Annotated in this window: 24 protein-coding genes; 12 read left to right on the plus strand and 12 right to left on the minus strand. The window is 69.9% G+C overall.

All coding sequences use genetic code 11. The annotated features are described in order from the left end of the window. Window positions 1–6: 6 nt before the first annotated feature. Window positions 7–729: a response regulator transcription factor gene (locus ACFYRY_RS18255; protein WP_389146007.1), complete on the plus strand. Its 723-nt coding sequence runs from the start codon at window positions 7–9 to the stop codon at window positions 727–729. Further along, entirely contained in the window at window positions 726–2,156 is a 1,431-nt protein-coding gene (locus ACFYRY_RS18260) for a sensor histidine kinase (RefSeq protein WP_389146010.1), read from the plus strand. The genes ACFYRY_RS18255 and ACFYRY_RS18260 overlap by 4 nt, the downstream gene beginning before the upstream one ends. A gap of 13 nt (window positions 2,157–2,169) precedes the next feature. Here ACFYRY_RS18260 and ACFYRY_RS18265 read toward each other — a convergent pair whose 3' ends face one another. The 4 genes from ACFYRY_RS18265 to ACFYRY_RS18280 form a co-directional block, all read right to left on the minus strand. Then, on the minus strand, window positions 2,170–2,646 hold the full coding sequence (locus tag ACFYRY_RS18265; RefSeq protein WP_389146013.1) for a MarR family winged helix-turn-helix transcriptional regulator: 477 nt from the start codon (window positions 2,644–2,646) through the stop codon (window positions 2,170–2,172). A 96-nt stretch (window positions 2,647–2,742) separates the two neighbouring features. Continuing rightward, the gene (locus tag ACFYRY_RS18270) at window positions 2,743–3,540 is read right to left on the minus strand and encodes an AIM24 family protein (RefSeq protein ID WP_389146330.1); all 798 of its coding nucleotides are present in this window, start codon (window positions 3,538–3,540) and stop codon (window positions 2,743–2,745) included. A 2-nt stretch (window positions 3,541–3,542) separates the two neighbouring features. After that, on the minus strand, window positions 3,543–4,193 hold the full coding sequence (locus tag ACFYRY_RS18275) for an AIM24 family protein (RefSeq protein ID WP_356763872.1): 651 nt from the start codon (window positions 4,191–4,193) through the stop codon (window positions 3,543–3,545). A 1-nt stretch (window position 4,194) separates the two neighbouring features. Next, on the minus strand, window positions 4,195–4,827 hold the full coding sequence (locus ACFYRY_RS18280; RefSeq protein WP_389146333.1) for an AIM24 family protein: 633 nt from the start codon (window positions 4,825–4,827) through the stop codon (window positions 4,195–4,197). 211 nt (window positions 4,828–5,038) lie between these two features. Between ACFYRY_RS18280 and ACFYRY_RS18285 the strand changes: the two genes are divergently transcribed. From ACFYRY_RS18285 to ACFYRY_RS18305, 5 genes are all read left to right on the plus strand, one after another. Then, window positions 5,039–5,389: a DUF3817 domain-containing protein gene (locus ACFYRY_RS18285; protein WP_389146016.1), complete on the plus strand. Its 351-nt coding sequence runs from the start codon at window positions 5,039–5,041 to the stop codon at window positions 5,387–5,389. After that, on the plus strand, window positions 5,386–5,694 hold the full coding sequence (locus ACFYRY_RS18290) for an MTH1187 family thiamine-binding protein (RefSeq protein WP_389146019.1): 309 nt from the start codon (window positions 5,386–5,388) through the stop codon (window positions 5,692–5,694). Before ACFYRY_RS18285 ends, ACFYRY_RS18290 begins: the two co-directional genes overlap by 4 nt. A 118-nt stretch (window positions 5,695–5,812) precedes the next feature. Beyond that, a complete protein-coding gene (locus tag ACFYRY_RS18295; RefSeq protein ID WP_356763878.1) occupies window positions 5,813–6,322 on the plus strand; it encodes a MarR family transcriptional regulator in 510 nt (169 codons plus the stop codon). Between the two features lie 55 nt (window positions 6,323–6,377). Then, window positions 6,378–6,716, plus strand: coding sequence for a DUF3817 domain-containing protein (locus tag ACFYRY_RS18300; RefSeq protein ID WP_389146022.1), 339 nt, complete (start codon window positions 6,378–6,380; stop codon window positions 6,714–6,716). 75 nt (window positions 6,717–6,791) lie between these two features. Continuing rightward, entirely contained in the window at window positions 6,792–8,492 is a 1,701-nt protein-coding gene (locus ACFYRY_RS18305) for a methylmalonyl-CoA mutase (RefSeq protein WP_389146025.1), read from the plus strand. Between the two features lie 34 nt (window positions 8,493–8,526). On the opposite strand, the gene ACFYRY_RS18310 is transcribed toward ACFYRY_RS18305, so the two are convergent. Next, complete coding sequence (locus ACFYRY_RS18310) at window positions 8,527–9,150, minus strand: TetR/AcrR family transcriptional regulator (protein WP_389146027.1); 624 nt, start codon at window positions 9,148–9,150, stop codon at window positions 8,527–8,529. Between the two features lie 203 nt (window positions 9,151–9,353). On the opposite strand from ACFYRY_RS18310, the gene ACFYRY_RS18315 reads away from it, so the two are divergent. From ACFYRY_RS18315 to ACFYRY_RS18330, 4 genes are all read left to right on the plus strand, one after another. Beyond that, window positions 9,354–10,334 (plus strand): tetratricopeptide repeat protein, encoded by a 981-nt coding sequence (locus ACFYRY_RS18315; RefSeq protein WP_389146030.1) that lies wholly within the window; start codon window positions 9,354–9,356, stop codon window positions 10,332–10,334. A 650-nt stretch (window positions 10,335–10,984) separates the two neighbouring features. After that, complete coding sequence (locus ACFYRY_RS18320) at window positions 10,985–11,617, plus strand: DUF6230 family protein (RefSeq protein WP_389146033.1); 633 nt, start codon at window positions 10,985–10,987, stop codon at window positions 11,615–11,617. Between the two features lie 102 nt (window positions 11,618–11,719). Further along, window positions 11,720–12,331, plus strand: coding sequence for a DUF6114 domain-containing protein (locus tag ACFYRY_RS18325; RefSeq protein WP_389146036.1), 612 nt, complete (start codon window positions 11,720–11,722; stop codon window positions 12,329–12,331). Further along, window positions 12,321–13,673, plus strand: a complete 1,353-nt coding sequence (locus ACFYRY_RS18330; protein ID WP_389146039.1) for a hypothetical protein — start codon at window positions 12,321–12,323, stop codon at window positions 13,671–13,673. The genes ACFYRY_RS18325 and ACFYRY_RS18330 overlap by 11 nt, the downstream gene beginning before the upstream one ends. 126 nt (window positions 13,674–13,799) lie before the next feature. On the opposite strand, the gene ACFYRY_RS18335 is transcribed toward ACFYRY_RS18330, so the two are convergent. The 5 genes from ACFYRY_RS18335 to pta form a co-directional block, all read right to left on the minus strand. Then, entirely contained in the window at window positions 13,800–13,958 is a 159-nt protein-coding gene (locus ACFYRY_RS18335; RefSeq protein ID WP_389146042.1) for a hypothetical protein, read from the minus strand. After that, window positions 13,955–14,875 (minus strand): SDR family NAD(P)-dependent oxidoreductase, encoded by a 921-nt coding sequence (locus tag ACFYRY_RS18340; RefSeq protein ID WP_389146045.1) that lies wholly within the window; start codon window positions 14,873–14,875, stop codon window positions 13,955–13,957. The genes ACFYRY_RS18335 and ACFYRY_RS18340 overlap by 4 nt, the downstream gene beginning before the upstream one ends. Before the next feature lie 226 nt (window positions 14,876–15,101). Then, window positions 15,102–16,532: a pyruvate kinase gene (pyk, locus tag ACFYRY_RS18345; RefSeq protein ID WP_389146048.1), complete on the minus strand. Its 1,431-nt coding sequence runs from the start codon at window positions 16,530–16,532 to the stop codon at window positions 15,102–15,104. A gap of 130 nt (window positions 16,533–16,662) precedes the next feature. After that, on the minus strand, window positions 16,663–17,868 hold the full coding sequence (locus tag ACFYRY_RS18350; protein WP_389146051.1) for an acetate kinase: 1,206 nt from the start codon (window positions 17,866–17,868) through the stop codon (window positions 16,663–16,665). After that, entirely contained in the window at window positions 17,865–19,955 is a 2,091-nt protein-coding gene (gene pta / locus ACFYRY_RS18355; RefSeq protein ID WP_389146054.1) for a phosphate acetyltransferase, read from the minus strand. The genes ACFYRY_RS18350 and pta overlap by 4 nt, the downstream gene beginning before the upstream one ends. A gap of 249 nt (window positions 19,956–20,204) precedes the next feature. Here pta and ACFYRY_RS18360 point away from each other — a divergent pair, with 249 nt between their 5' ends. Continuing rightward, complete coding sequence (locus tag ACFYRY_RS18360) at window positions 20,205–21,230, plus strand: ATP-dependent 6-phosphofructokinase (protein WP_389146057.1); 1,026 nt, start codon at window positions 20,205–20,207, stop codon at window positions 21,228–21,230. Between the two features lie 43 nt (window positions 21,231–21,273). Here ACFYRY_RS18360 and ACFYRY_RS18365 read toward each other — a convergent pair whose 3' ends face one another. Together ACFYRY_RS18365 and ACFYRY_RS18370 are read right to left on the minus strand one after the other, a co-directional pair. Further along, on the minus strand, window positions 21,274–21,978 hold the full coding sequence (locus tag ACFYRY_RS18365) for a helix-turn-helix domain-containing protein (RefSeq protein WP_389146060.1): 705 nt from the start codon (window positions 21,976–21,978) through the stop codon (window positions 21,274–21,276). A gap of 453 nt (window positions 21,979–22,431) precedes the next feature. After that, entirely contained in the window at window positions 22,432–23,271 is an 840-nt protein-coding gene (locus tag ACFYRY_RS18370) for a carbohydrate ABC transporter permease (protein WP_356763908.1), read from the minus strand. Window positions 23,272–23,273 lie beyond the last annotated feature (2 nt).

Here is a 23,273-nt window from a genome sequence, read left to right on the forward strand (position 1 = left end):
TTACGCATGCGCCCACCCGACGCCCCGCACCTCGATCGAGACGCCTCGCGCGCCCCCTTCCGGCTCCTGATCGTGGAGGACGAGAAACGGCTGGCCCTGTCGCTCGCCAGGGGACTGACCGCCGAGGGGTACGCCGTGGACGTCGTCCACGACGGCCGGGAAGGCCTGCACCGGGCCACCGAAAGGGCGTACGACCTGCTGATCCTCGACATCATGCTGCCGGGCCTCAACGGGTACCGCGTCTGCGCCGCCCTGCGCGCCGCCGGCCACGAGGTGCCGATCCTGATGCTCACCGCCAAGGACGGCGAGTACGACGAGGCGGAGGGCCTGGACACGGGCGCCGACGACTACCTGACCAAACCGTTCTCGTACGTCGTCCTGGTCGCCCGGATCAAGGCGTTGCTGCGGCGACGCGGACAGGGCGCCGGCGGCTCGCCCGTGCACGTCCACGGCGACCTCACGGTGGACGCCGCCGCCCACCGCGTCTTCCTCGGCGAGGACGAGATCACCCTGACGGCGAAGGAGTTCTCCGTCCTGGAGCAACTGGTGCTGCGGGCCGGGGAGGTGGTGTCCAAGACGCAGATGCTGGAGCACGTCTGGGACTTCGCGTACGACGGCGACCCGAACATCGTCGAGGTCTACGTCAGCACCCTGCGGCGCAAGCTGCGCCCCGAGCTCATCCGCACCGTCCGCGGCGCCGGGTACCGGCTGGAGGCGGGCCGGCGATGAGCCGCCTGTTCGGCTCCGTCCGGTCCCGGGCGACCCTCGCCGCCACGCTCGTGGTGGCCGTGGCGCTGGTCGCCGCCGGGGCCGCCGTCCTGCTGTCGCTGCGCTCCAACCTGATGGGCCAGGCCGGCACCCAGGCGGAGCACACCGCGCGGTCGGTGGCCACCGACCTGTCCGTGGGGAAGGCCCCGGGGCAACTGGACCTGGACGAGGGCGAGGAGCCGGTCCAGGTCGTCGACGAGGACGGGACGCTGCTGGCGGTCACCCAGGACCTGGAACGGATCAGCGGCACCGCCACCGACGCCGTGCGGCGGCAGACCACGAAGCCCGCCGCGACCGGCGACCGGAGCGACGAGGACGAGGACGACCACTCCGACGCCGCCGATCTCCTCGAACCGGGCGACATCGACGACAAGACCACCTTCACCAGCGGTTCGGTGACCGTGGACCACGAGAGCGCCGACTACCGCTTCGCCGCCGTCCAGGTGGAGACCGAGAAGGCGGGCACGCTCACCGTCTACGCCGGCGCGCCCCTGTCCGCCGAACAGGGCGCCGTGCGCACCGCGCTGACCGTGATGCTGGTCGGCTTCCCGCTGCTGCTCGCCGTCGCCGCGGCGGTGACCTGGCTGGTCACCCGGCGCGCCCTGCGCCCGGTGGAGGGCATCCGCGGCGAGATGGCCGCGATCACCGCCTCCGAGGACCTCGCGCGCCGCGTACCGGTGCCGGACACGCACGACGAGGTGGCCCGCCTGGCCCGCACCACCAACGAGACGCTCGCCGCCCTGGAGAGCTCCGTGGAGCGCCAGCGCCGGTTCGTCGCCGACGCCTCGCACGAGCTGCGCAGCCCGATCGCGTCCCTGCGCACCCAGCTCGAAGTGGGCGCCGCGCACCCCGAGCTGCTGGACGTGGCGGGAGCGGTCGAGGACACCGTACGGCTGCAACGCCTCGCCGCCGACCTGTTGCTGCTGGCCCGGCTGGACGCCGGGGAGCGGCCCACGGCCGACGCGCGGCTCGACCTCGCCGCGCTGGCACGGGAGGAGGCCGACGGGCGCACGGGCGTGACGGTCGAGGCGCCTGAGGGCGTGACGGTGGTGGGGTCCCGGGGGCAGGTGGGGCGGCTGCTCACCAACCTGCTGGACAACGCGGGGCGGCACGCCCGTTCGGCCGTCCGGGTGACCGTGCGGCGCGCGGGGGACTGGGCGGTGGTCGAGGTCGCCGACGACGGCGACGGGGTGCCCGAGGGCGACCGGGAGCGGATCTTCGAGCGGTTCGTACGGCTGGACGCGGCCCGCAGCCGCGACGACGGCGGTGCGGGGCTCGGCCTCGCCATCGCCCGGGACGTCGCCGTCCGGCACGGCGGCACCCTCACCGTCGGTGACGCACCGGCAGGCGGAGCCCAGTTCGAACTCCGCCTGCCGGCGATCGCCTAGGACACGTCCTGCGTCAGGGGCGTCCCCGCTGCCCGCGGAGGTGTTCCGCGATGGGCTTCAGGCCCTTGTCGAGTTCCGTCAGGGCCTCGGGGGACAGCAGATCGATGAAGTGCCTGCGCACGGACGCCACATGATGGGGCGCGACCTTCTTCATGGTCTCCATGCCCGTCTCGGTGAGCACCGCGTACAGACCCCGGCGGTCCGACTCGCAGTTCTCGCGCCGCACCAGATCCGCGTTCTCCATGCGGGTGATCTGGTGGGAGAGGCGGCTCTTGGACTGCAGGGTGGCGGAGGCGAGGTCACTCATCCGCATCCGTACGCCCTCCGACTCGGAGAGATTGACGAGGATCTCGTAGTCGTTCATTGTCAGGCCGAACGGCTGCAGGTCCTTTTCGAGCTGGTACGTCAACAGTCTGTTGACCTCCAGGTGGGTGCGCCAGGCGCACTGCTCCGCATCCGTCAGCCAGCGTGTGGCCGTCTCGGTCTCCATGAATGAAGTCTACCTAAAAGGTTGAAAGGCGAACTAGTGAGGGTGGCGGTGACGTCGGCGCGCACACGTTCGACGTCACCCTCCGCAGACTACCGCTCACAGCCCGAAGCGACGCTGGAGGTCCCCCAGCTGTCCGGGAAGGCGCGGTGCGCCCGCCTGCTGTCCGTGGCCCATCGGCCCCCCGCCCCCACCGGGTACTCCGTCCTGCTGCGGAACCGCCCCCGTGGCCTGCTCGGCCATGAGCGCCTCGGACGACTGGAGGAGGACCGTACCGGCCCCGACGAACTCGAACTGATGCTCCTCCCCGGAGGCCCCGCCGAGGCCCGTCATCGCACGTAGACCGCCCATCAGGCCGGTCATGTAACCGTGGTCGTAGTGGTGGCACGGAGAGGGGCAGTCCGCCCAGCCGACGAGCGCCTGCGGGTCCACCCGGATCGGGGGTTCCATGAACACCACGGGACCGTTGGAGGCCGCCACGAACTTTCCGGTTCCGATGAGTGTCAGAAAACCCGGCACGATCGACTGTTTGAGCGCGAGACTTGGCTGAAAAGCGAGCAAGTTGCCTGAGCGAATGGTCAGATTGCCGTTGTCCAGGTCGTAGGAGTTCACGTCGAAGGCCCGGTCGGCGAGGAGCATCTTGCCCGAGCCCTCCGCCACCACCCAGTCGCTGGCGTGCAGAGGCGAATGGAAGGACGTACGGACGAGGCGGTCGAGCCGGCCATGCCCGATGCCGTTGAAGTCCATCGAGCCGTAGTAGGCGATCATCTTCCCCTTCTGCAGGAACCACTGGCTCCCCTTGAGCTCCACGCAGAAGGTGTAGTTGTTCACGTTGTCGTCGGACGGCAGCGTCATCGGGTCGTAGACCGTCGGGCCGCCACCCGGGGCCCCGTACATGCTCACAGTTTCTCCTCCGAGGCCTGGACGTACACCGCGCCGTTGCCGCTCAGCTCCAGTTGGAACGCCTCGCCGGAGCCGCGTCCCACCATGTCCCGCCAGCCCAGCGCGGTGGACAGCTTGTTGCGTACGTCGCCGTGGTGGGCGACGTACGCCTGCGGGTCGACATGGACCGGACGCTGCGGGGTGATGGGGACCTCGATGACACCGCCGTGCGCCATCACCGCCACCGCGCCGTGTCCGCGCAGCGTGGTGGTGAACAGTCCCTGGCCGGTGACCTGGCCGCGGACCATGCCCATGACGCCGCCCTGGGAGCCCATGAACATCGTGCCCTGCTCCAGCGTGCCCTCGAAGGCGAGCAGCCGGTCCGCCTCCACGTAGAGGGTGTCGCCGGTCATGTTGATCACCTGGACGTGGTGGCCGCCGTGCCCGAACAGCACGGTGCCGCTGCCCTCGACGGACATCAGCGGAGTCGCCTCGTTCGCCACCCGGCGGCCGATCATCGACATCACCCCGCCCTGGCCGCCCTGGATGTTCGGGGTGAAGGACACCTCGCCCCGGTAGGCGAGCATCGCCCCGCGCTGACTGAACAGCCGCTGCCCGGGCAGCACGGTCGCCTCGACCATCTTGGAGTTGATCTCACGCAGGGCCATGTCACACATCCCCCGCGATCGTGTTCCGCTCACTCGGCTGGACGTACACCAGGCCGTCCCCCTCGAAGCGGATCTGGAAGGCCTCGCCGCCGCCCTCGCCCATGAACGTACGGAACGTCACCCCGGACTGGAACGACTGCCGCAGGTTCCCCTGGTGCGCGACGTACGCCCCCGGGTCGACGGTCAGCGGATACTGCCCGCTCACCCGGAGCACGACCGCCGGCCCGTCCGACATGATCGCCGCCTGGCCGTGTCCCTCGATCGTCGTCGTGAACAGCCCGTTGCCCTGGGTGGCCCCGCGCATCCCCGTGAACGACGTGCCGGTCCTCAGGCCCGAGTCGGTCGCGAGCAGATTGCTCGACTCCACGTACAGCTTGTCGCCCTGGAGGGCGACGAGGTTGATCTCCGAGGCCCGGTCGGCGAACCAGCACGTCCCGTGCCCCTTCACCTCCATCAGTGTCATCTGCTCGCCGGTGATCCGCCGGGTCACCATCCCCCGCAGGCCCTCACCGCCGCCGCTGAGTTTCTTGAAGTCCATCTGCCCGTCGTACGCGACCATCGAGCCGTTCTTCGCCTTCACGGCGTCCCCGGTCATGTCGACGGCGAGCACCTTGCTGCCTTGAAGTCGGAACATCGCCACGCAGCGAAGGTAGCGGCAGCACGCCTCCGCCGACAGGGCTTGCGGGAGGAGTGACACCCTGATCGCACCCTGACGTACGTCTCCGGTCGCCCCGACGGGCCCTCCCACCCCCGGCACGTGGCCCCCGCGGACGTTTGCCACAATGGGCGGACGTTTGTGCCCGTATTCACAAGCCGTCCGACATCACTCCCACCGAAGGTGACCTGTGGACATCAAGACCGCCACCGCCCTCCGCCGTCTCCGCCTGGTCTCCGCCCCCGAGGCGATCTCCTTCCTGCTCCTGCTCGTCTGCTCGGTGCTGAAGCGGACCACGGACTTCAACGCGGTCCCCGTGATGGGGATGATCCACGGCGTCCTGTTCATCCTGTACGTGATCTTCTGGGCGGACGCCTGGAACCGCGCCAAGTGGCCCCTGAAGACCGGCCTCCTCTACTTCGTCCTCTCCGTGCTGCCCACCGGCGGCTTCTTCGCCGAGCGCAAGCTGCGCCGCGAGGCCGAGGACGCGGTCATCGCCTCCCGCGCCCGCCAGGCGAAGGAAGGGGTCGTCGGCGCATGATCGTCGCCTTCTCCGTGACGCCGCTGGGGGTCGGTGAGGACGTGGGGGAGTACGTCGCCGACGCCGTCCGGGTCGTCCGCGAATCCGGCCTGCCGAACCGGACCGACGCCATGTTCACCTCCGTCGAGGGGGAGTGGGACGAGGTCATGGACGTCGTCAAGCGGGCCGTCGCGGCGGTCGAGCGGCGTGCGCCGCGCGTCTCCCTGGTCCTCAAGGCCGACATCCGGCCCGGGGTGACGGACGGGCTGACCTCCAAGGTCGAGACGGTCGAGCAGCATCTCGCGGAGCGGCCGGCGCAGGGGTAGGCGGCTTACCCTCGCTCACCCCGGGACGGACAGTCCCGCCGGACGCCCGGCCGACGCCCGTGGACCGAAGGGCGAGACGGGGCTGACCACCATGTGACCGGCCGGTAAGGTCGGGGTCGTGCCGAAGCCGCTCAGCCTTCCCTTCGACCCCATCGCCCGTGCCGACGAGCTCTGGAAGCAGCGCTGGGGAAACGTGCCGTCCATGGCCGCGATCACCTCGATCATGCGGGCACAGCAGATCCTGCTCGCCGAGGTCGACGCGGTCGTCAAGCCGTACGGACTGACGTTCGCGCGGTACGAGGCGCTGGTGCTGCTCACCTTCTCCAAGGCCGGCGAGCTGCCGATGTCGAAGATCGGTGAGCGGCTCATGGTGCACCCCACGTCGGTGACGAACACCGTCGACCGGCTGGTGCGGTCCGGCCTGGTGGCCAGGCGTCCCAACCCCAACGACGGGCGCGGCACGCTCGCCACCATCACCGACAAGGGCCGCGAGGTGGTGGACGCGGCCACCCGCGACCTGATGGCGATGGACTTCGGGCTCGGGGTGTACGACGCGGAGGAGTGCGGCGAGATCTTCGCGCTGCTCCGGCCGCTGCGGGTGTCCGCGAGCGACTTCGACGAGGACTGACCCGGCGACCGACCCGGGGCAAGATCTACCGGAGTGCGTGGTTACGCTCGTACGCATGAAAAAGAGCGTGCTGACCCGCTACCGCGTCATGGCCTACGTCACCGGTGTGCTGCTGGTCCTGCTGACCCTCGGCGTGATCGCCAAGTACCTGCTCGACATGGACGGCGCCGACGGTTTCACCCGCGTCGTGGGCATCGCGCACGGCTGGCTGTACGTCGTCTACCTGGTCTTCGCCTTCGACCTGGGCTCGAAGGCGAAGTGGCCGGTGGCCAAGCAGCTGTGGGTGCTGCTGGCCGGGACCATCCCCACGGCCGCCTTCTTCGTGGAGCGCAAGGTCACCCGCGAGCTGGAGGCGAAGATCGCCGACGACGCCCCGGTGACCGCCAAGGCGTAACCCGCGCCGCCGTACGACACGCGTACGGCGGTCTGCGATCGACATATACTAGGACGTCCTAGTAAATTCGATGGTATGGACGCTGACGCCATCGAAGAGGGCCGTCGACGCTGGCAGGCCCGGTACGACGCCGCGCGCAGGCGTGAGGCCGACTTCTCCACGCTGTCCGGGGATCCCGTGGATCCTGTGTACGGGCCACGGCCGGGGGACGCGTACGACGGCTTCGAACGGATCGGCTGGCCGGGGGAGTACCCCTTCACCCGCGGCCTGTACCCGACCGGCTACCGCGGGCGCACCTGGACCATCCGGCAGTTCGCCGGGTTCGGCAACGCCGAGCAGACCAACGAGCGCTACAAGATGATCCTGGCCAACGGCGGCGGCGGGCTGTCCGTGGCCTTCGACATGCCGACCCTCATGGGGCGGGACTCCGACGACCCGCGCTCGCTGGGCGAGGTCGGGCACTGCGGCGTGGCCGTCGACTCGGCGGCCGACATGGAGGTCCTGTTCCGGGACATCCCGCTGGGTGACGTCACGACCTCCATGACCATCAGCGGTCCGGCCGTCCCGGTGTTCTGCATGTACCTCGTCGCCGCCGAACGGCAGGGCGTCGACCCGGGCGTCCTCAACGGCACCCTGCAGACCGACATCTTCAAGGAGTACATCGCCCAGAAGGAGTGGCTCTTCACGCCCGAGCCGCACCTGCGCCTGATCGGCGACCTGATGGAGTACTGCGCGGCGGGCATCCCCGCCTACAAGCCGCTGTCCGTCTCCGGCTACCACATCCGCGAGGCCGGATCGACGGCCGCGCAGGAGCTGGCGTATACGCTCGCCGACGGCTTCGGGTACGTGGAGCTGGGGCTGAGCCGCGGACTCGACGTCGATGTCTTCGCACCCGGGCTGTCCTTCTTCTTCGACGCCCACCTCGACTTCTTCGAGGAGATCGCCAAGTTCCGTGCGGCGCGCCGCATCTGGGCGCGGTGGATGCGGGACGTGTACGGGGCGCGGACCGACAAGGCGCAGTGGCTGCGCTTCCACACCCAGACCGCCGGTGTCTCGCTGACCGCGCAGCAGCCGTACAACAACGTGGTGCGGACGGCCGTGGAGGCGCTGGCCGCCGTGCTGGGCGGCACCAACTCGCTGCACACCAACGCCCTCGACGAGACCCTCGCGCTGCCCTCCCAGCAGGCCGCGGAGATCGCGCTGCGCACCCAGCAGGTACTGATGGAGGAGACCGGGGTCGCCAACGTGGCCGATCCGCTGGGCGGTTCGTGGTTCGTCGAGCAGCTGACCGACCGGATCGAGGCGGACGCCGAGAAGATCTTCGAGCAGATCAAGGAGCGGGGGCTGCGCGCCCACCCGGACGGACAGCACCCGATCGGGCCGGTCACCTCCGGGATCCTGCGCGGGATCGAGGACGGCTGGTTCACGGGGGAGATCGCCGAGTCCGCCTTCCGCTACCAGCGGGCCCTGGAGAAGGGCGACAAGAAGGTCGTCGGTGTCAACACGCACACCGGGTCGGTCACCGGCGACCTGGAGATCCTGCGGGTCAGCCACGAGGTGGAGCGGGAGCAGGTGCGTGCGCTGGCCGCCCGCAGGGCCGCGCGGGACGAGGCCGGTGTGCGGGCCGCACTGGACGCGATGGTCGCCGCCGCGCGGGACGGATCCAACATGATCGAGCCGATGCTGGACGCGGTACGGGCGGAGGCGACCCTCGGCGAGGTCTGTGGGGTGCTGCGGGACGAGTGGGGCGTCTACACGGAGCCGGCCGGGTTCTGAGGCGCGTACGAGCCCCGTGCGGATCCCGAACTCTCTACCCCTCCGCCGCCGTCAGCCCCAGCACCAGTACCCGGGTGAAGTCGCGTGCCCACTCCTCGTCCGCCGGTTCGGCGCTGACCAGGGTGCGGTGGACGACCGCGCCGGCGACCATGTCGAAGATCAGGTCGATCTTGCGGGCGGTTTCCTCCGGGGCTGCCTCCGGGGCGAGTTCGCCGCGCCGCTGGGCGCGGGAGCGGCCCGTCAGGACCAGGCGCTTCTGGCGGTCCACGATCGAGGCGCGGACGCGTTCGCGCAGGGCGTCGTCGCGGGTCGCCTCCGCGACCACCGCCATCAGGCCGTTCCGCGCCTCCGGTCGGTCCAGGATCGCGGCGAACTGCAGGACCACGCCCTCGATGTCGGCGGCGAGGCTGCCCCGGTCGGGGAGTTCCAGTTCGTCGAAGAGTTCCGCGACCGCGTCGACGACCAGCTCGTTCTTGCCGGCCCAGCGGCGGTAGAGCGTGGTCTTGGCGACGCCGGCCCGCCGCGCCACGTCGCCCAGGGTCAGCTTGGACCAGCCGAGTTCCGCCAGGGCCTCCCGGGTGGCCGCGAGGATCGCGGTGTCCGCGGTCGCGCTGCGGGGGCGTCCGGCGGCGCGCGGGGCGGCAGGGCGGCTCTGCATCCCTCGACCATAGCCGTGGGTTCGGGCGGGGTCGTGAGGGAGATCACCGGGGCCGGGTGTTCCGGAAGCGCCTCGTGCCATTACGCTACGACTCGTAGCGAAACCACGGGTGCGGGGTGGGGATCCCGCGCCGGACAGCACGTGGCACGACCGGCTTTCAGAACGCTTTTCGCGCAGGCGGGAGAACGGGGGAGGATAGACGCATGCAGCCACGGAACATGTCCATGAGCGGAGTCGTCGACCTCGCCGCGGTGAAGGCGGCCCAGGAGGCCAAGGCGAAGGCGGAGCAGGCGCGCGCCGAAGCGGCCCGACAGGGCGGCGGGACGGGCGGGCTCTCCCCGGCCGATCTCGTCATCGACGTCGATGAAGCAGGGTTCGAGCGGGATGTCCTGCAACGGTCGGCCGAGGTGCCCGTCGTCATCGACTTCTGGGCCGAGTGGTGTCAGCCCTGCAAGCAGCTGAGCCCCGTCCTGGAGCGACTCGCCGTTGAGTACAACGGGCGTTTTCTGCTTGCCAAGATCGATGTCGACGCCAACCAGATGCTGATGCAGCAGTTCGGGGTCCAGGGGATCCCGGCGGTCTTCGCCGTCGTCGCCGGGCAGGCCCTGCCGCTCTTCCAGGGGGCCGCCGCCGAGGCGCAGATCCGGCAGACCCTGGACCAGTTGGTGGAGGTCGCCGAGCAGCGCTTCGGTCTGACCGGTCTGGTCGTCGACCCGGACGCCGAGCCGGCCGGCGCCGAGCAGCCGGCCGCCGAGGCGCCGGCCGGCCCGTACGACTCGCTCCTCGAAGCCGCCGTACGGGCCCTGGACGCCGGGGACTTCGGCGGTGCCGTCCAGGCCTACCGGAACGTCCTGAGTGACGACCCGGCCAACAGCGAGGCGAAACTGGGTCTCGCCCAGGCCGAGTTGCTCCAGCGGGTGCAGGGCCTGGACCCGCAGCAGGTGCGCAAGGAGGCGGCCGACAGGCAGGACGACGCGCAGGCGCAGATCGCCGCCGCCGACCTGGATCTGGTGGGCGGTCACGTCGAGGACGCCTTCGGGCGGCTCATCGACACCGTGCGCCGCACGGCGGGCGACGACCGGGACACCGTACGCCGTCGGCTGCTTGAGCTGTTCGAGGTGGTGGGCGGCGACGATCCGCGGGTCGCGGCGGCGCGCAGGGCGCTCGCGCGGGCGCTGTTCTGACCGGGGCGGCGACCCGGTTCTGACCAGTCGCTAAACGTCGCAGCTTGTGATGCCCAGGTGAAAAGTTGGCCGATGAACGGCTGGGGTGGCCGCGCTTTACCAAATCTTGGTAAACGCGGCCGCTGTTACTGGCAGTAAGACAACGGCGCGGATCTGTCGGTTTCTGTCCACCGATCAATGACTTTGTCCTGGCCTCTGGTGACACCCAGCGTCGCCGACCGAGACCAGCGGGTCGTTGTTCGGTTATACGGCCGTTACTAGCGAGTAACGACCCCCCTTGCCTCAGCGGCGAGAATGCACCACGATCGGCGACGCTCGGTCCATTCCCGTACCCCGGCAGCCGGTTGGGTCGACGGGATTCCCTGGATCCCCACCGAGCGGAGTCGGCGGCAGTGACGTCGGCTCCAGGACAGGGGGGTCTTCGCCTACGGGCGAAGCCTGTCCAGCAGGGTTGTGCGTGATGCGTGTTCAGGCGCGACCAGTGGTTGTCGCTCGGGGGTGATCGCCGGTGATTCGGGCGCGGTAAGAGCCTCCGAGTGCGGGCGCTCCCCTTCCCGAGGACGTAGCACTTCTCCCATCCCTGCCCGGCTGAGCCGTCGAGTCGAAGGGGCAGCCAGGGCCAGGAGATGTACGTCCGAGAAGGAGGAAATATGGAGTCCCAGGTGCGTGGCGGGACGAGATGGAAGCGGTTCGCTGTGGTGATGGTGCCCAGCGTCGCCGCCACGGCGTGTATAGGTCTCGCCCTCGCGAACAACGCCCTCGCGGCGTCGTTCAGCGTGTCGGGGCAGTCGTTCAAGGTCACGGCCGACAAGCTGGTCGGCACGGGCTTCTCGCAGTACGGGGCCGTTGACTCGGGGTACACCCTCGACGGCAAGAAGACGGCTCACCCCGTCGCGGTCTCGGCCTTCAAGCAGGCCTCGATCACGAACATGTGCCAGTCCGTGGTCACGCCCGACATCCCGCTGCTCGGATCGGTCAGCCTGATCCTGAAGGCGGGCGGCGGCAGCACGCCGGTACAGGCCGACAACCTGTACATCGACGTCGAGGACCTCTCGGCGGATGCCACGTTCGAGAACATCGACATCGGTGTGGCGGGCAAGGACCTCGACAAGGGTCCCGGCATCAAGAGCGGCGACAGCGCCAACCCGTTCGGTTTCGCGCAGCAGGCCACCAAGGCCACGCTGACCGACGTGAAGCAGACGGCGTGGGCGACCACCGCCGGTACGTTCAAGCTCAGCGGCCTGAAGATGTCGCTGTCCAAGGGCGTCAAGGAGTGCTACTAGGCACTCGCGATGGGCGGGGGAGCCACCGGCACCCCCGCCCGTCCACTCTCGTCCCGCAGTAACCACTCACCACAGCAACGCCGTTCCAGGGAGCTGTTTTCCATGAGCGCCGAAACTCCTGCCGCGCCCGGCCGCGATGAGCACTACCTCTCGGTCTTCCGGCGGAACTTCCGCGCCTGGCGGGGTACTCGGCCGTTCTGGGCCGGTCTGTTCGTCACGCTCGCCGGCTTCCCCATCCTTTACTTCCCGTACGCGAACCTCCAGTTGGGTCACGTCACGCTGGCCATGGCCACCACCGCGGGTGCCGGCTCCCTGATCATCGGCGTGCTGCTGTTCGTCCTGGGTCTCAGCCTCTGGTTCCAGAAGCACGTCCGCACGTTCGCGGGCGTCGCGGCGATCCTGCTGGGCCTGGTGTCCCTCCCGGTGTCCAACTTCGGCGGCTTCGTCGTCGGCTTCCTCCTCGCCCTCGTCGGCGGAGCGATGGCCGTGTCGTGGGTACCGGGCCAGCCGCCCGTGTCGCAGCCGCCGGGGGTGCCCGCGAGCGCGGGCGGTACCCCCGAGGGCGCGGTCCCGGGTGTCGCCTTCACCAAGGACACCGCGGCGACGGACCCCGACACCACCATCCTCAGGCCGGTGGACGGGACGAACGGGCCGAACGATCTGTCAGGAACGATCCCGGGCAACGGGGCGAACGGGAGGCACAGTGCCGGCTGACGAGGTGACCCACGGGATTGACGTGGAGGCGTCCCGTGCGAGAACCGGGCCGCGCCACGCGGCACCCAAGAAGCCGCTGTTCACCAGGTTCCACGTGCCGGCCGGCAAGGCGATAGCCCTGGCGGCGATGCCGACCGCGGTCCTCATGGGGATGGGATTCACGCCGACCCTCGCGCTCGCCGACGACCAGCCGGCGTCCAAGAGCCTGACGGCCGACGAGTACAAGGACTGCCTCACGGCGCTGGAGGACGGCGCGTCGCCGTCGGCCAGTCCGTCGCCGTCCGCCTCGGCGAGCGGGGACGACGCCAAGGACCCGTCCGCCGACGACTCCTCCGACTCCTCGGACAAGGGTGACTCGGCCGAGCCGGACCCGGACCCCTCCGCGTCCTCGGGCGGCTCCTCTTCGTCGGATTCAGGTTCCGACGACAAGACGGACCCGGCACCGTCCTCCTCGGCCTCGGCGAGCGAGGAGAGCGACCCGGCGTCCGACGCCGCCAGCCCCTCGCCCTCCGAGAGCGGCGGCGGCCTGCTGGACGACATCGGCGACGCGATCGGCGGGATCCTCACCGGCGGTACCAAGGCGTCGGACAGCGCGAGCCCGACACCGTCGGCCACCCCCTCCGCCTCCGCGAGCCCGGACAGCTCGAGCGACGGCTCCGACAGCGCGGCGAGCACCGGCAAGGACACCTCCGGTTCCCTCACGGACGCCACCAAGAAGCTCACCGACACGGTGGGCGACACCGTGAAGGACACGACCGACGGCGCCTCCAAGACGGTCGAGGACACCACCAAGGCGGTCGAGAAGGCAGCCGGGGACGCCGCCGACGGGGCCACCGCCTCGCCCGGCCCGTCCGCGAGCTCCGGGACGGACGCGGAGGACTGCCCGGTCGCCACGGACGAGGAGGGCGGCGTCGACAACAAGGTCCCGCTGCCCGACAAGCCCTGGCGGCTGGAAGCCAGTTCGCTGCTCCTGAAGGGCGCGGACTACCAGGGCGTCGTCGACGTCAGGACCGCCAACGGCAAGACCAAGAAGGTCCTGAAGTACGTCATCTCCGAAGGTACCGACATCGGCGACCTGCACCAGATCGTGACGGAGAACGGCAAGACGTACCACGTGCAGGCGGGCAAGGGCACGACGTCCACGATCCGTGACGGCAAGACGATCATGTACACCGAGAGCATCTCCGGGAACCTGTTCGGTCTGATCCCGATCACCTTCGATCCGGAGAACCCGCCGCCGCTGAACATCCCGCTGATCTACTTCACCAACGCGAAGGTGACGCAGGCCGCCCAGTTCGGCGGCACCCTGCACGTACCGGGGATGCGCCAGTTCAGCGAGTAAGCCTCCTGTATGCCCGTACAAGCCCGTTCGGGAGCCGCGCACAGAGCAGAGGGCGCCCCCTTCCCAGGGGGCGCCCTCTGTGGCGTACAGGCCGCGGGAAGCGTGTTGCCTGCCGGTGGCCGTGACTCAGGGACTTCGGGTGGGGCGCAGCGTGCCGACCCAGTCGAGGGTGAGGGCCGCCACCTCCTCCTGGCGGTCCTGGAGGTAGAAGTGCCCGCCGGGCAGCACCCGTACGTCGCAGCCACCGGTGGTGTGCTCCGACCAGGACGCGGGGGCCGGTGTCACGGGCGGTGTTCGGCGACGAGTTCCTCCGAGACCTCCCACAGCTCCGCCGCGAGGGCGCTGTCGTGCGACTGCCGGGAGCTGGCGCGCCGTCGGCGCCCCGAGAAGTAGGTCCCGGTGACCTCGGCGACGTCGGGGGACGTCGCCAGCCAGGCCAGGTCGCCGCCGGAGCGGGCCACGGTGCGGGTGCCCGGCAGGATCCGGACGAGCAGCGGGGCCGTCGTGTGGTAGATCCGCTGCATCCAGGCCGGCCAGTCCCGGTCGAGCCCGGTCTCCGGCATCAGGCCCGGGTCGAAGGCGTTGACGGTGATCCCGCGGGCGGCGAGGCGGGGGGCCAGCTCGTACGTCAGGTAGAGGTTGGCGAGCTTCGAGGTGGCGTAGCGGACGCGGCCCGCCTTGGGCGAGCCGCCCAGTTCGGTCTGCGCCGGGTCGGCCAGCGCCCTGGGGTGCTGCCAGCGCGGCGCGGGGAAGCCCATCGACTTGAGCGGCCCCTGGTGCACCTCGCTGGAGACCAGCACGATCCGGCCCGGAGCGGCGATGTGGTCGGCGAGCAGTCGGATGAGGAGGAAGTGGCCCAAGTGGTTGGTGGCGAAGGTGAGTTCGTGCCCGTCGGCCGACTTCCGTACCCCGTTGACGACCTGGACGCCCGCGTTGCACACCAGTCCGTGCAGCGGCGGCCGGCCGGTGTCCGCCAGCAGCGTCCCGGCCGCCGTACGGACCGACTCCAGCGAGGCGAGGTCGAGTTCGAGCACCTCCAGACCGGCGCCGGGAGTGCGGGCCCGGATGCGGTCGGCCGCGGCTTCGCCGCGCTCGGCGCTGCGGCAGGCGAGGATCACATGGTGGCCGGCGGCGGCGAGCTCCCCGGCGGTGATCTCCCCAAGCCCCGCGGACGCGCCAGTGACGATGATGGACGTGGTCACAGTTGAATTCCTCTTGTCGCGACGGGAGTTGGCGCGTTGGATGATCCGTGGATCACTGTGTCGCGCAGGCGCCCGCCGCCCGGAGTCGCCCTATGCGGTCATCGTCTGTGGTCATCGTCGAGCCGGGCAGCCCCGGCGCCACATGAGAAAAGGTCGAGGACCGGAATCGGAACGTCCTCGCTCCGCCGGTCCTCGATCCCCTGAGGGCAACTGGGGAAACGCCCACTCAGACGCGCGAGCCGCCGCCGAGGTGGTGGACGCGCAGCATGTTGGTGGTGCCGGCGACGCCGGGGGGCGAGCCCGCGGTGATGATGCAGATGTCGCCCGGGTTGAAGCGGTTGAGCTTGGCGATCTCCTGGTCGACCAGGTCGACCATCTCGTCGGTGCTGTTCACGAACGGCACGACGTGCGGCTCCACGCCCCAGCTGAGCGCCAGCTGGTTGCGGGTGGACTCGTCGGTGGTGAACGCGATGATCGGCTGGACCGCGCGGTAGCGCGAGAGGCGGCGGGCGGTGTCGCCGGACTGGGTGAAGGCCACCAGACCGCGGCCGCCGAGGAAGTCGGCGATCTCGCAGGCGGCGCGGGCCACCGAACCGCCCTGCGTGCGCGGCTTCTTGCCCGGGACCAGCGGCTGCAGGCCCTTGGACATCAGCTCCTGCTCGGCCGCGGCGACGATCTTCGACATCGTCTTCACGGTCTCTATCGGGTACGCGCCCACGCTCGACTCGGCGGACAGCATGACCGCGTCGGCGCCGTCCAGGATCGCGTTGGCCACGTCGGAGGCCTCGGCGCGGGTCGGACGGGAGTTGGTGATCATCGACTCCATCATCTGGGTCGCCACGATCACCGGCTTGGCGTTGCGCCGACACAGCTCGATCAGGCGCTTCTGCACCATGGGGACCTTCTCGAGCGGGTACTCGACGGCCAGGTCGCCACGGGCGACCATCACGCCGTCGAACGCCATCACGACGTCCTCCATGTTCTCCACCGCCTGCGGCTTCTCCACCTTGGCGATGACGGGGACCCGGCGGCCCTCCTCGTCCATGACCTTGTGCACGTCCGCGACGTCCGAGGCGTCCCGGACGAAGGACAGCGCCACCAGGTCGCAGCCCATGCGCAGCGCGAAACGCAGGTCCTCGATGTCCTTCTCGGACAGCGCCGGGACGTTCACGGCCGCGCCGGGCAGGTTGATGCCCTTGTGGTCGGAGACGACACCGCCCTCGATCACCATCGTCCTGACCTTGGGGCCCTCGACCTCGGTGACCTTCAGCTCGACGTTGCCGTCGTTGATCAGGATCTGGTCGCCCCGGGTCACGTCACCGGGCAGGCCCTTGTAGGTCGTTCCGCAGATCTGCTTGTCACCGGGGACGTCCTCGGTCGTGATGACGAACTCGTCACCGCGCTCCAGCTCCACCGGACCCTCGGCGAAGGTCTCCAGACGGATCTTCGGGCCCTGCAGGTCGGCGAGCACACCGATGGCCCGGCCGGTCTCCTTGGCGGCGGCACGGACGCGGTCGTACCGCCCCTGGTGCTCGGCGTGGCTGCCGTGGCTGAAGTTGAAGCGGGCCACATTCATGCCGGCGTCGATCAGCGACACGAGTTGTTCATGGGAGTCGACCGCGGGGCCGAGAGTACAGACGATTTTCGAACGGCGCATGGGGCGATCCTATCGGTTTGTTTCGCTACGGAATATTCCGTCTGGTGGAAGATACAAATGGGCGGCTCTGCGCTCAGGCGTGTTACTGCCGTGTATTGCTCAGCGGGCCACGCGGCCGAGCCGCATTTTGTTACTGCCCGACCAGTGCGTAGGTCTGTGTGGCGATCTCCAGTTCTTCGTCGGTGGGGACCACCGCGACGGCGACCCGCGCGTTCCCGGGCGAGATCAGTCGAGGCTCGTCACCGCGTACGGCGTTGAGCGCGCCGTCCACGGCCAGGCCCAGCCCTTCCAGGCCCGCCACCGCAGCTTCCCGCACCGCGCTCGCGTTCTCCCCGACTCCCGCTGTGAAGGCGACCGCATCCACCCGTCCGAGTACGGCGTAATAGGCGCCTATGTACTTCTTCAGCCGGTGAATGTAGATGTCGAAGGCCAGTCGGGCCTGTTCGTCACCCTCGTCGATCCGGCGGCGGATCTCCCGCATGTCGTTGTCCCCGCACAGACCGATCAATCCGCTCTTCTTGTTGAGAAGAGTGTCGATCTCGTCCGTGGACATTTTGCCAACGCGCATCAAATGGAAGATGACGGCCGGATCCATGTCTCCCGAGCGCGTACCCATCACCAGTCCTTCCAAAGGCGTCAGTCCCATGGAGGTGTCCACGCACACCCCGCCCCGGACCGCCGAGGCGGACGCCCCGTTGCCCAGGTGCAGCACGATCACGTTGACGTCCTCGGGCGTCCTGCCCAGCAGTTTCGCCGTCGCCCGGGACACATAGGCGTGGCTGGTCCCGTGGAAGCCGTAGCGCCGGATCCGGTGCTCGTCGGCGGTCTTCACGTCGATCGCGTAGCGGGCGGCCGACTCCGGCATCGTGGTGTGGAAGGCGGTGTCGAAGACGGCGACCTGCGGAAGGTCGGGCCGAAGTGCCCGGGCGGTGCGGATGCCGGTGAGGTTGGCCGGGTTGTGCAGCGGGGCCACCGGGATCAGCCGCTCGATCTCGGCGAGAACGGCCTCGTCGACCACCGTCGGCTCGGTGAAGGACTTCCCGCCGTGCACCACCCGGTGCCCGATCGCGGCCAGCTCCGGCGAGTCGAGTCCGAGCCCGTCCTTCGCGAGCTCTTCCGCGACCGCCTTCAGGGCCGCGTCGTGGTCGGCGATCGGGGCGGCCCACTCCCGGGACTCCCCACCGCGGGCGAGCGGCGTGTGCTTGAGCCGGGAGGACTGCTCGCCGATGCGCTCGACGAGCCCCACGGCCAGCCGGCTGCTGTCCCGCATGTCGAGCAGCTGGTACTTCACCGACGAGGAACCGGAGTTCAGGACGAGGACGCGGGACGGGCTCACTGGGCGGTTGCCTTCTCGTTGGGGTGCTGGGCCTGGATCGCCGTGATGGCGACGGTGTTGACGATGTCCGAGACGAGCGCGCCCCGGGACAGGTCGTTGACCGGCTTGCGCAGACCCTGCAACACCGGCCCGACGGCGATCGCGCCGGCCGACCGCTGCACGGCCTTGTAGGTGTTGTTGCCGGTGTTGAGGTCCGGGAAGATCAACACGCTGGCCTGACCGGCGACTTCGGAGCCCGGCAGCTTGGTCGCCGCGACCGACGGCTCCACGGCCGCGTCGTACTGGATCGGCCCCTCGATCCGCAGGTCGGGCCGGAGCGAACGCACCAGCTCGGTCGCCTCGCGCACCTTGTCGACGTCGGCGCCCGAACCGGACGTACCCGTCGAGTACGACAGCATCGCGATCCGCGGCGCCACACCGAACTGCGCGGCGGTGGACGCCGACTGGACGGCGATGTCGGCCAGCTGCTCGGCGTTCGGGTCCGGGTTCACCGCGCAGTCGCCGTAGACCAGGACCTTGTCGGCCAGGCACATGAAGAAGACGGACGAGACGATGTCGGCGTCCGGCTTCGTCTTGATGATCTCGAAGGCCGGCCGGATGGTGGCCGCCGTGGAGTGCACCGACCCCGACACCATGCCGTCGGCGAGGCCCTCCTGGACCATCAGAGTGCCGAAGTAGTTCACGTCCGAGACGACGTCGTACGCCAGCTCCACCGTGACGCCCCGGTGGGCGCGCAGGGCCGCGTACTTCTCGGCGAACGAGTCCCGCAGCTCGCTGGTGGCCGGGTCGATCAGCTGGGCTTCGCCCAAGTCGACGCCGAGGTCGGCGGCCTTCTTGCGGATCTGGTCGACCGGGCCGAGCAGGGTCAGGTCGCACACCCCGCGGCGCAGCAGCACCTCGGCCGCGTGCAGGACGCGCGGCTCGGTGCCCTCGGGCAGCACCACACGGCGCCGGTCGGAGCGGGCCTGCTCCAGGAGCTTGTGCTCGAACATCATCGGGGTGAGCCGGTCACTGCTCGGCGCGGAGACCCGCTGCTTGAGGTCGGCGGTGTCGACGTACCGCTCGAAGAGGCCGAGCGCGGTCTCCGCCTTGCGCGGGGTGGCCGCGTTCAGCTTTCCCTCCAGGGAGAAGAGCTCGGCGGCGGTGGGGAAGCTGGTGCCGGCCACCGACAGGACCGGGGTGCCGGGGGCGAGGCGGGCCGCGAGGGTGAGGATGTCCGGGCCCGGCACCTCACCGAGGGTGAGCAGCACGCCGGCTATCGGCGGGGTTCCGGCGCTGTGCGCGGCCAGCGAACCGACGACCAGGTCGGCGCGGTCGCCGGGGGTGACGACCAGGCAGCCCGGCGTGAGGGCGCCGAGGAAGTTCGGCAGCATCGCCCCGCCGAACACGAAGTCCAGCGCGTCCCGGGCGAGTCCGGAGTCGTCGCCGAGGACGACCCTGGCGCCGAGGGCGTGGGCGATCTGGGCGACCGTCGGCGCGGACAGGGCGGGTTCGTCGGGCAGGACGTGGCAGGGCACGGGGAGCCGGGAGTGGAGCTGCTCGGCGATCTTGTCGCGGTCGTCCCGGGCGACCCGGTTGCTGACCATGGCGAGGATGTCGCAGCCGAGGCCGTCGTAGGCGCGGTAGGCGTTGTGGGTCTCGGCGAGCACGGACTCCGCGGTCTGCCCCCGGCCGCCGACCACCGGGATCACCGACGCGCCGAACTCGTTCGCCAGCCGGGCGTTGAGCGACAGCTCGTCAGGGAACTGGGTGTCGGCGTAGTCGGTGCCGAGGACCAGGACGACGTCGTAGTCGCGGGCGACCCGGTGGAAGCGGTCCACCAGGGTCGACACCAGTTCGGCGGCGCCGCGCTCGGCCTGGAGGGCGGACGCCTCGTGGTAGTCCATGCCGTAGACGGTGGCCGGGTCCTGGGACAGCCGGTACCGGGCGCGCAACAGCTCGAAAAGACGGTCGGGGCCGTCGTGGACGAGGGGACGGAACACGCCCACCCGGTCGACCTGCCGGGTCAGGAGTTCCATGACCCCCAGCTCGACGACCTGGCGGCCGTCGCCACGGTCGATGCCGGTCACGTACACGCTGCGGGTCACGCGCGGTCTCCGTTCCGTCGTCGTCTTCGTTCCGTCTGCTCTGGGGCGATCGTGGGCCCGGGGGGGAATCGTGGCCCGGAGGAATCGTGGGCTCATAAAAAGAGCCCACCGCGGTGAGCAGAACCCTCTTGACAATACCTCCCGCGATATATAGGGCGCCCGTCAGTGGTGACCGGCGACGCCGTCCTGCGGGCATGAAACAATCGGGACTGGCTCACCGGTATCGAAGCGAGCAGGAGACACAGCACGATGCGCATCGGAGTGCTCACCGCAGGCGGCGACTGCCCTGGCCTGAACGCCGTGATCCGGTCGGTCGTGCACCGAGCCGTCGACCACTACGGCGACGAGGTCATCGGCTTCGAGGACGGCTACGCCGGCCTGCTCGACGGCCACTACCGCACCCTCGACCTCGACGCCGTCAGCGGCATCCTGGCCCGTGGCGGCACCATCCTCGGCTCCTCCCGGCTTCAGCGCGACCGGCTGCGCGAGGCCTGCGAGAACGCGTACGACATCGCGCGCGACTTCGGCATCGACGCGCTGATCCCGATCGGCGGCGAGGGCACGCTGACGGCCGCGCGGATGCTGGCCGACGCGGGCCTGCCGGTGGTCGGCGTCCCGAAGACCATCGACAACGACATCTCCTCCACCGACCGCACCTTCGGCTTCGACACCGCGGTCGGTGTCGCCAGCGAGGCGATGGACCGCCTCAAGACCACCGCCGAGTCCCACCAGCGCGTGATGGTCGTCGAGGTCATGGGCCGGCACGCGGGCTGGATCGCCCTGGAGTCCGGCATGGCGGCCGGCGCCCACGGCATCTGCCTGCCCGAGCGGCCCTTCGACCCGGCGGACCTGGTCAAGATGGTCGAGGAGCGCTTCTCCCGCGGCAAGAAGTTCGCCGTCGTCTGCGTCGCGGAGGGCGCCCACCCCGCCGAAGGCACCATGGACTACGGCAAGGGCGCGATCGACCAGTTCGGCCACGAGCGCTTCCAGGGCATCGGTACGGCCCTGGCCTACGAGCTGGAACGCCGCCTCGGCAAGGAGGCCAAGCCGGTCATCCTCGGCCACGTCCAGCGCGGCGGCTCACCGACCGCGTACGACCGTGTCCTCGCCACCCGCTTCGGCTGGCACGCGGTGGAGGCCGCGCACCGGGGCGAGTTCGGCAGGATGACCGCCCTGCGCGGCACCGACATCGAGATGGTGCCGCTCGCGGAGGCGGTGACCGAGCTGAAGACGGTCCCGAAGGACCGGATGGACGAGGCGGAGTCGGTCTTCTAGGAGGTCGGGAGCCCCGCCAAGATTGTCAGCACCCTCCTGGTTTCTAGGTGTCGTCCTGGACCGTGGTCCAGAAGTGGTCGACCACCCGGTCCAGGAAGTCCTGCCCGGCCTCACCGGCGGTGCCGCCCCAGCCGAGGGGGGAGACCAGCTGTCCCTGGTACTGCCGGTGCAGCTTCCTGAGGCTGTCCTCCAGGAGCCGTCGGCCCAGCGGCACGATCTTCGCGACCGGGCGGACGTACGACTGCCACCGTTTCGTCATGGCGTCGCGCAGCAGCTCGGCGAGTTTCGGCTCGTGGCCCGTGACGGTCACCAGGTCGGGCAGTGAGAGGTCCAGCAGGGCGGCCAGCGCGGACGACTGCCGGCCGGTGCCGCGCCACTCGTCGTGCTCCTCCATGCTGAGATACGCGAGGAGTTCGAGCCCGACGGCTCGCGCCACGTCCTCGGGCGCGAACCCGCGGGCGATCCGGTGCTCGCGCAGGGTGCGTGGTCTGCCGATGAGGTCACCGGGGGAGCACCACAACACGCCCGCGAGTCCGATGAGTTCGGGGTTGCTGGGAGTGGCGATCCGGCGCTCCCAGGCGATCACCAGGTCGGGGGTCACATGGGGGAGCCCGTAGGAGACCCGCATGCCGTAGGCGACATGTTCGGGTCCCATTCCGAGAGCGGTCCTGAGTCTGCGGGCGACGGGAGCGTCGAACGGGGGAGGCGGCGGTGGGCTGGACGGATTCGGCTGTGGGGGTCGGCGCACGGCCCACAAGCTAGGGGCGCCACCGAGCGGTGACTACGGTCAGTTCGGCCAGGATCACAGATTGTAGGAACATACGGTTTCGGCCGTGGGTTCGAGGTGGCCGAAGATCGTCTGTCGCCGGACCGGGTGCTGGTGGGGAGGGTCGCGGAGGGCGCCCGGGCGGGTGCGGGGGCGGGGCGTCGCTCTCGTGCACGAGGCGAATGGCAAGGTAGAGGGGCATATTCGCTAGCCTCCGGAGGCGCCGAACGTCCGGCATTCCGAGACGGTCGGCGCCGACGGGACTCAGCGGGTCTCGCCCGGGCGGGCGGACGTCGAAGGTGCGTACGTCATGGTCAACACGGCGATCAGTCGTGAGAGGGACGAGAACCGGCGGCGCAATCCGAACGTTTCCCTCTCGCGCCGCCACCCCGACAGCGCCCGCTGATCGTGCGCGCCGGGCTCACCCCTCACCCCTCACCCCTTGACCGCCCCGCCGAGCGCGAACCCCGCGCCCAACCGCCTGGCGATCAGCACGTACAGCAGGATCACCGGGGTCGAGTAGACGACGGAGAACGCGGCCAGCTGCCCGTAGGCCACCATGCCCCGATTCCCGAAGAACTCGTTGATGCTGACCGAGGCCGGCATCTGGTCCGGGGTGAGCAGCAGCATGAACGGGACGAAGAAGTTCCCCCACATCATCACGAAGGAGAACACCGTCACGACGGAGACTCCCGGCCCCATGAGGGGGAGCACGATCCGGACCAGTGACTGGAGCGAGGACGCGCCGTCCGTCCAGGCCGCCTCCTCCAGTTCCCTCGGTACGCCGTCCATGAAGTTCTTCATCAGCCAGATGGCGAACGGCAGTTGGGAGGCGGCGAAGAAGAAGATCGTGCCCTGCATGGTGTCGATCAGGTCCACCCGCACGAACAGCGCGTACACCGGCACCATGATCGCGGTGATCGGCAGGCTGGTCGCGAAGAGGATGGTGAGCAGGAACGGACGGTTCAGGCGGGACCTGAACCGGGACAGGGGGTACGCCGCGAGTGCCGCGCACACCACCGTCAGTCCGGTCGCGCCGCCGCACAGGATCAGGCTGTTCAGCAGGGGGGTGAAGGTGATGTCCGACGTCAGGATCGCGTCGAAGTTGCCCAGGGTGAGGCCGTCGGGCGCCTTCACCCTGAGGTCGGCGCGCGGGTCGAGGGACGACAGGACCACCCAGGCCAGCGGCAGCGCGAAGGCGGCGGCGAGCACGAACAGTCCGGCGTCGGCGGCCAGCCGGCGGCTGCGGCGGCGGGAGGAGAGCGTCAGCGCCATGT

Origin of the sequence: Streptomyces sp. NPDC005263 (assembly GCF_042872365.1) — a bacterium.
In the GTDB taxonomy this organism is placed as follows: domain Bacteria; phylum Actinomycetota; class Actinomycetes; order Streptomycetales; family Streptomycetaceae; genus Streptomyces.

Coding starts and splice junctions, on each gene's coding strand:
- ACFYRY_RS18255 (WP_389146007.1), top strand. CDS start 7: ATGCGCCCACCCGACGCCCCGCACCTCGATCGAGACGCCTCGCGCGCC.
- ACFYRY_RS18260 (WP_389146010.1), top strand. CDS start 726: ATGAGCCGCCTGTTCGGCTCCGTCCGGTCCCGGGCGACCCTCGCCGCC.
- ACFYRY_RS18265 (WP_389146013.1), bottom strand. CDS start 2,646: ATGGAGACCGAGACGGCCACACGCTGGCTGACGGATGCGGAGCAGTGC.
- ACFYRY_RS18270 (WP_389146330.1), bottom strand. CDS start 3,540: ATGTACGGGGCCCCGGGTGGCGGCCCGACGGTCTACGACCCGATGACG.
- ACFYRY_RS18275 (WP_356763872.1), bottom strand. CDS start 4,193: ATGGCCCTGCGTGAGATCAACTCCAAGATGGTCGAGGCGACCGTGCTG.
- ACFYRY_RS18280 (WP_389146333.1), bottom strand. CDS start 4,827: ATGTTCCGACTTCAAGGCAGCAAGGTGCTCGCCGTCGACATGACCGGG.
- ACFYRY_RS18290 (WP_389146019.1), top strand. CDS start 5,386: ATGATCGTCGCCTTCTCCGTGACGCCGCTGGGGGTCGGTGAGGACGTG.
- ACFYRY_RS18300 (WP_389146022.1), top strand. CDS start 6,378: ATGAAAAAGAGCGTGCTGACCCGCTACCGCGTCATGGCCTACGTCACC.
- ACFYRY_RS18305 (WP_389146025.1), top strand. CDS start 6,792: ATGGACGCTGACGCCATCGAAGAGGGCCGTCGACGCTGGCAGGCCCGG.
- ACFYRY_RS18310 (WP_389146027.1), bottom strand. CDS start 9,150: ATGCAGAGCCGCCCTGCCGCCCCGCGCGCCGCCGGACGCCCCCGCAGC.
- ACFYRY_RS18315 (WP_389146030.1), top strand. CDS start 9,354: ATGCAGCCACGGAACATGTCCATGAGCGGAGTCGTCGACCTCGCCGCG.
- ACFYRY_RS18320 (WP_389146033.1), top strand. CDS start 10,985: ATGGAGTCCCAGGTGCGTGGCGGGACGAGATGGAAGCGGTTCGCTGTG.
- ACFYRY_RS18325 (WP_389146036.1), top strand. CDS start 11,720: ATGAGCGCCGAAACTCCTGCCGCGCCCGGCCGCGATGAGCACTACCTC.
- pyk (WP_389146048.1), bottom strand. CDS start 16,532: ATGCGCCGTTCGAAAATCGTCTGTACTCTCGGCCCCGCGGTCGACTCC.
- ACFYRY_RS18360 (WP_389146057.1), top strand. CDS start 20,205: ATGCGCATCGGAGTGCTCACCGCAGGCGGCGACTGCCCTGGCCTGAAC.
- ACFYRY_RS18370 (WP_356763908.1), bottom strand. CDS start 23,271: ATGGCGCTGACGCTCTCCTCCCGCCGCCGCAGCCGCCGGCTGGCCGCC.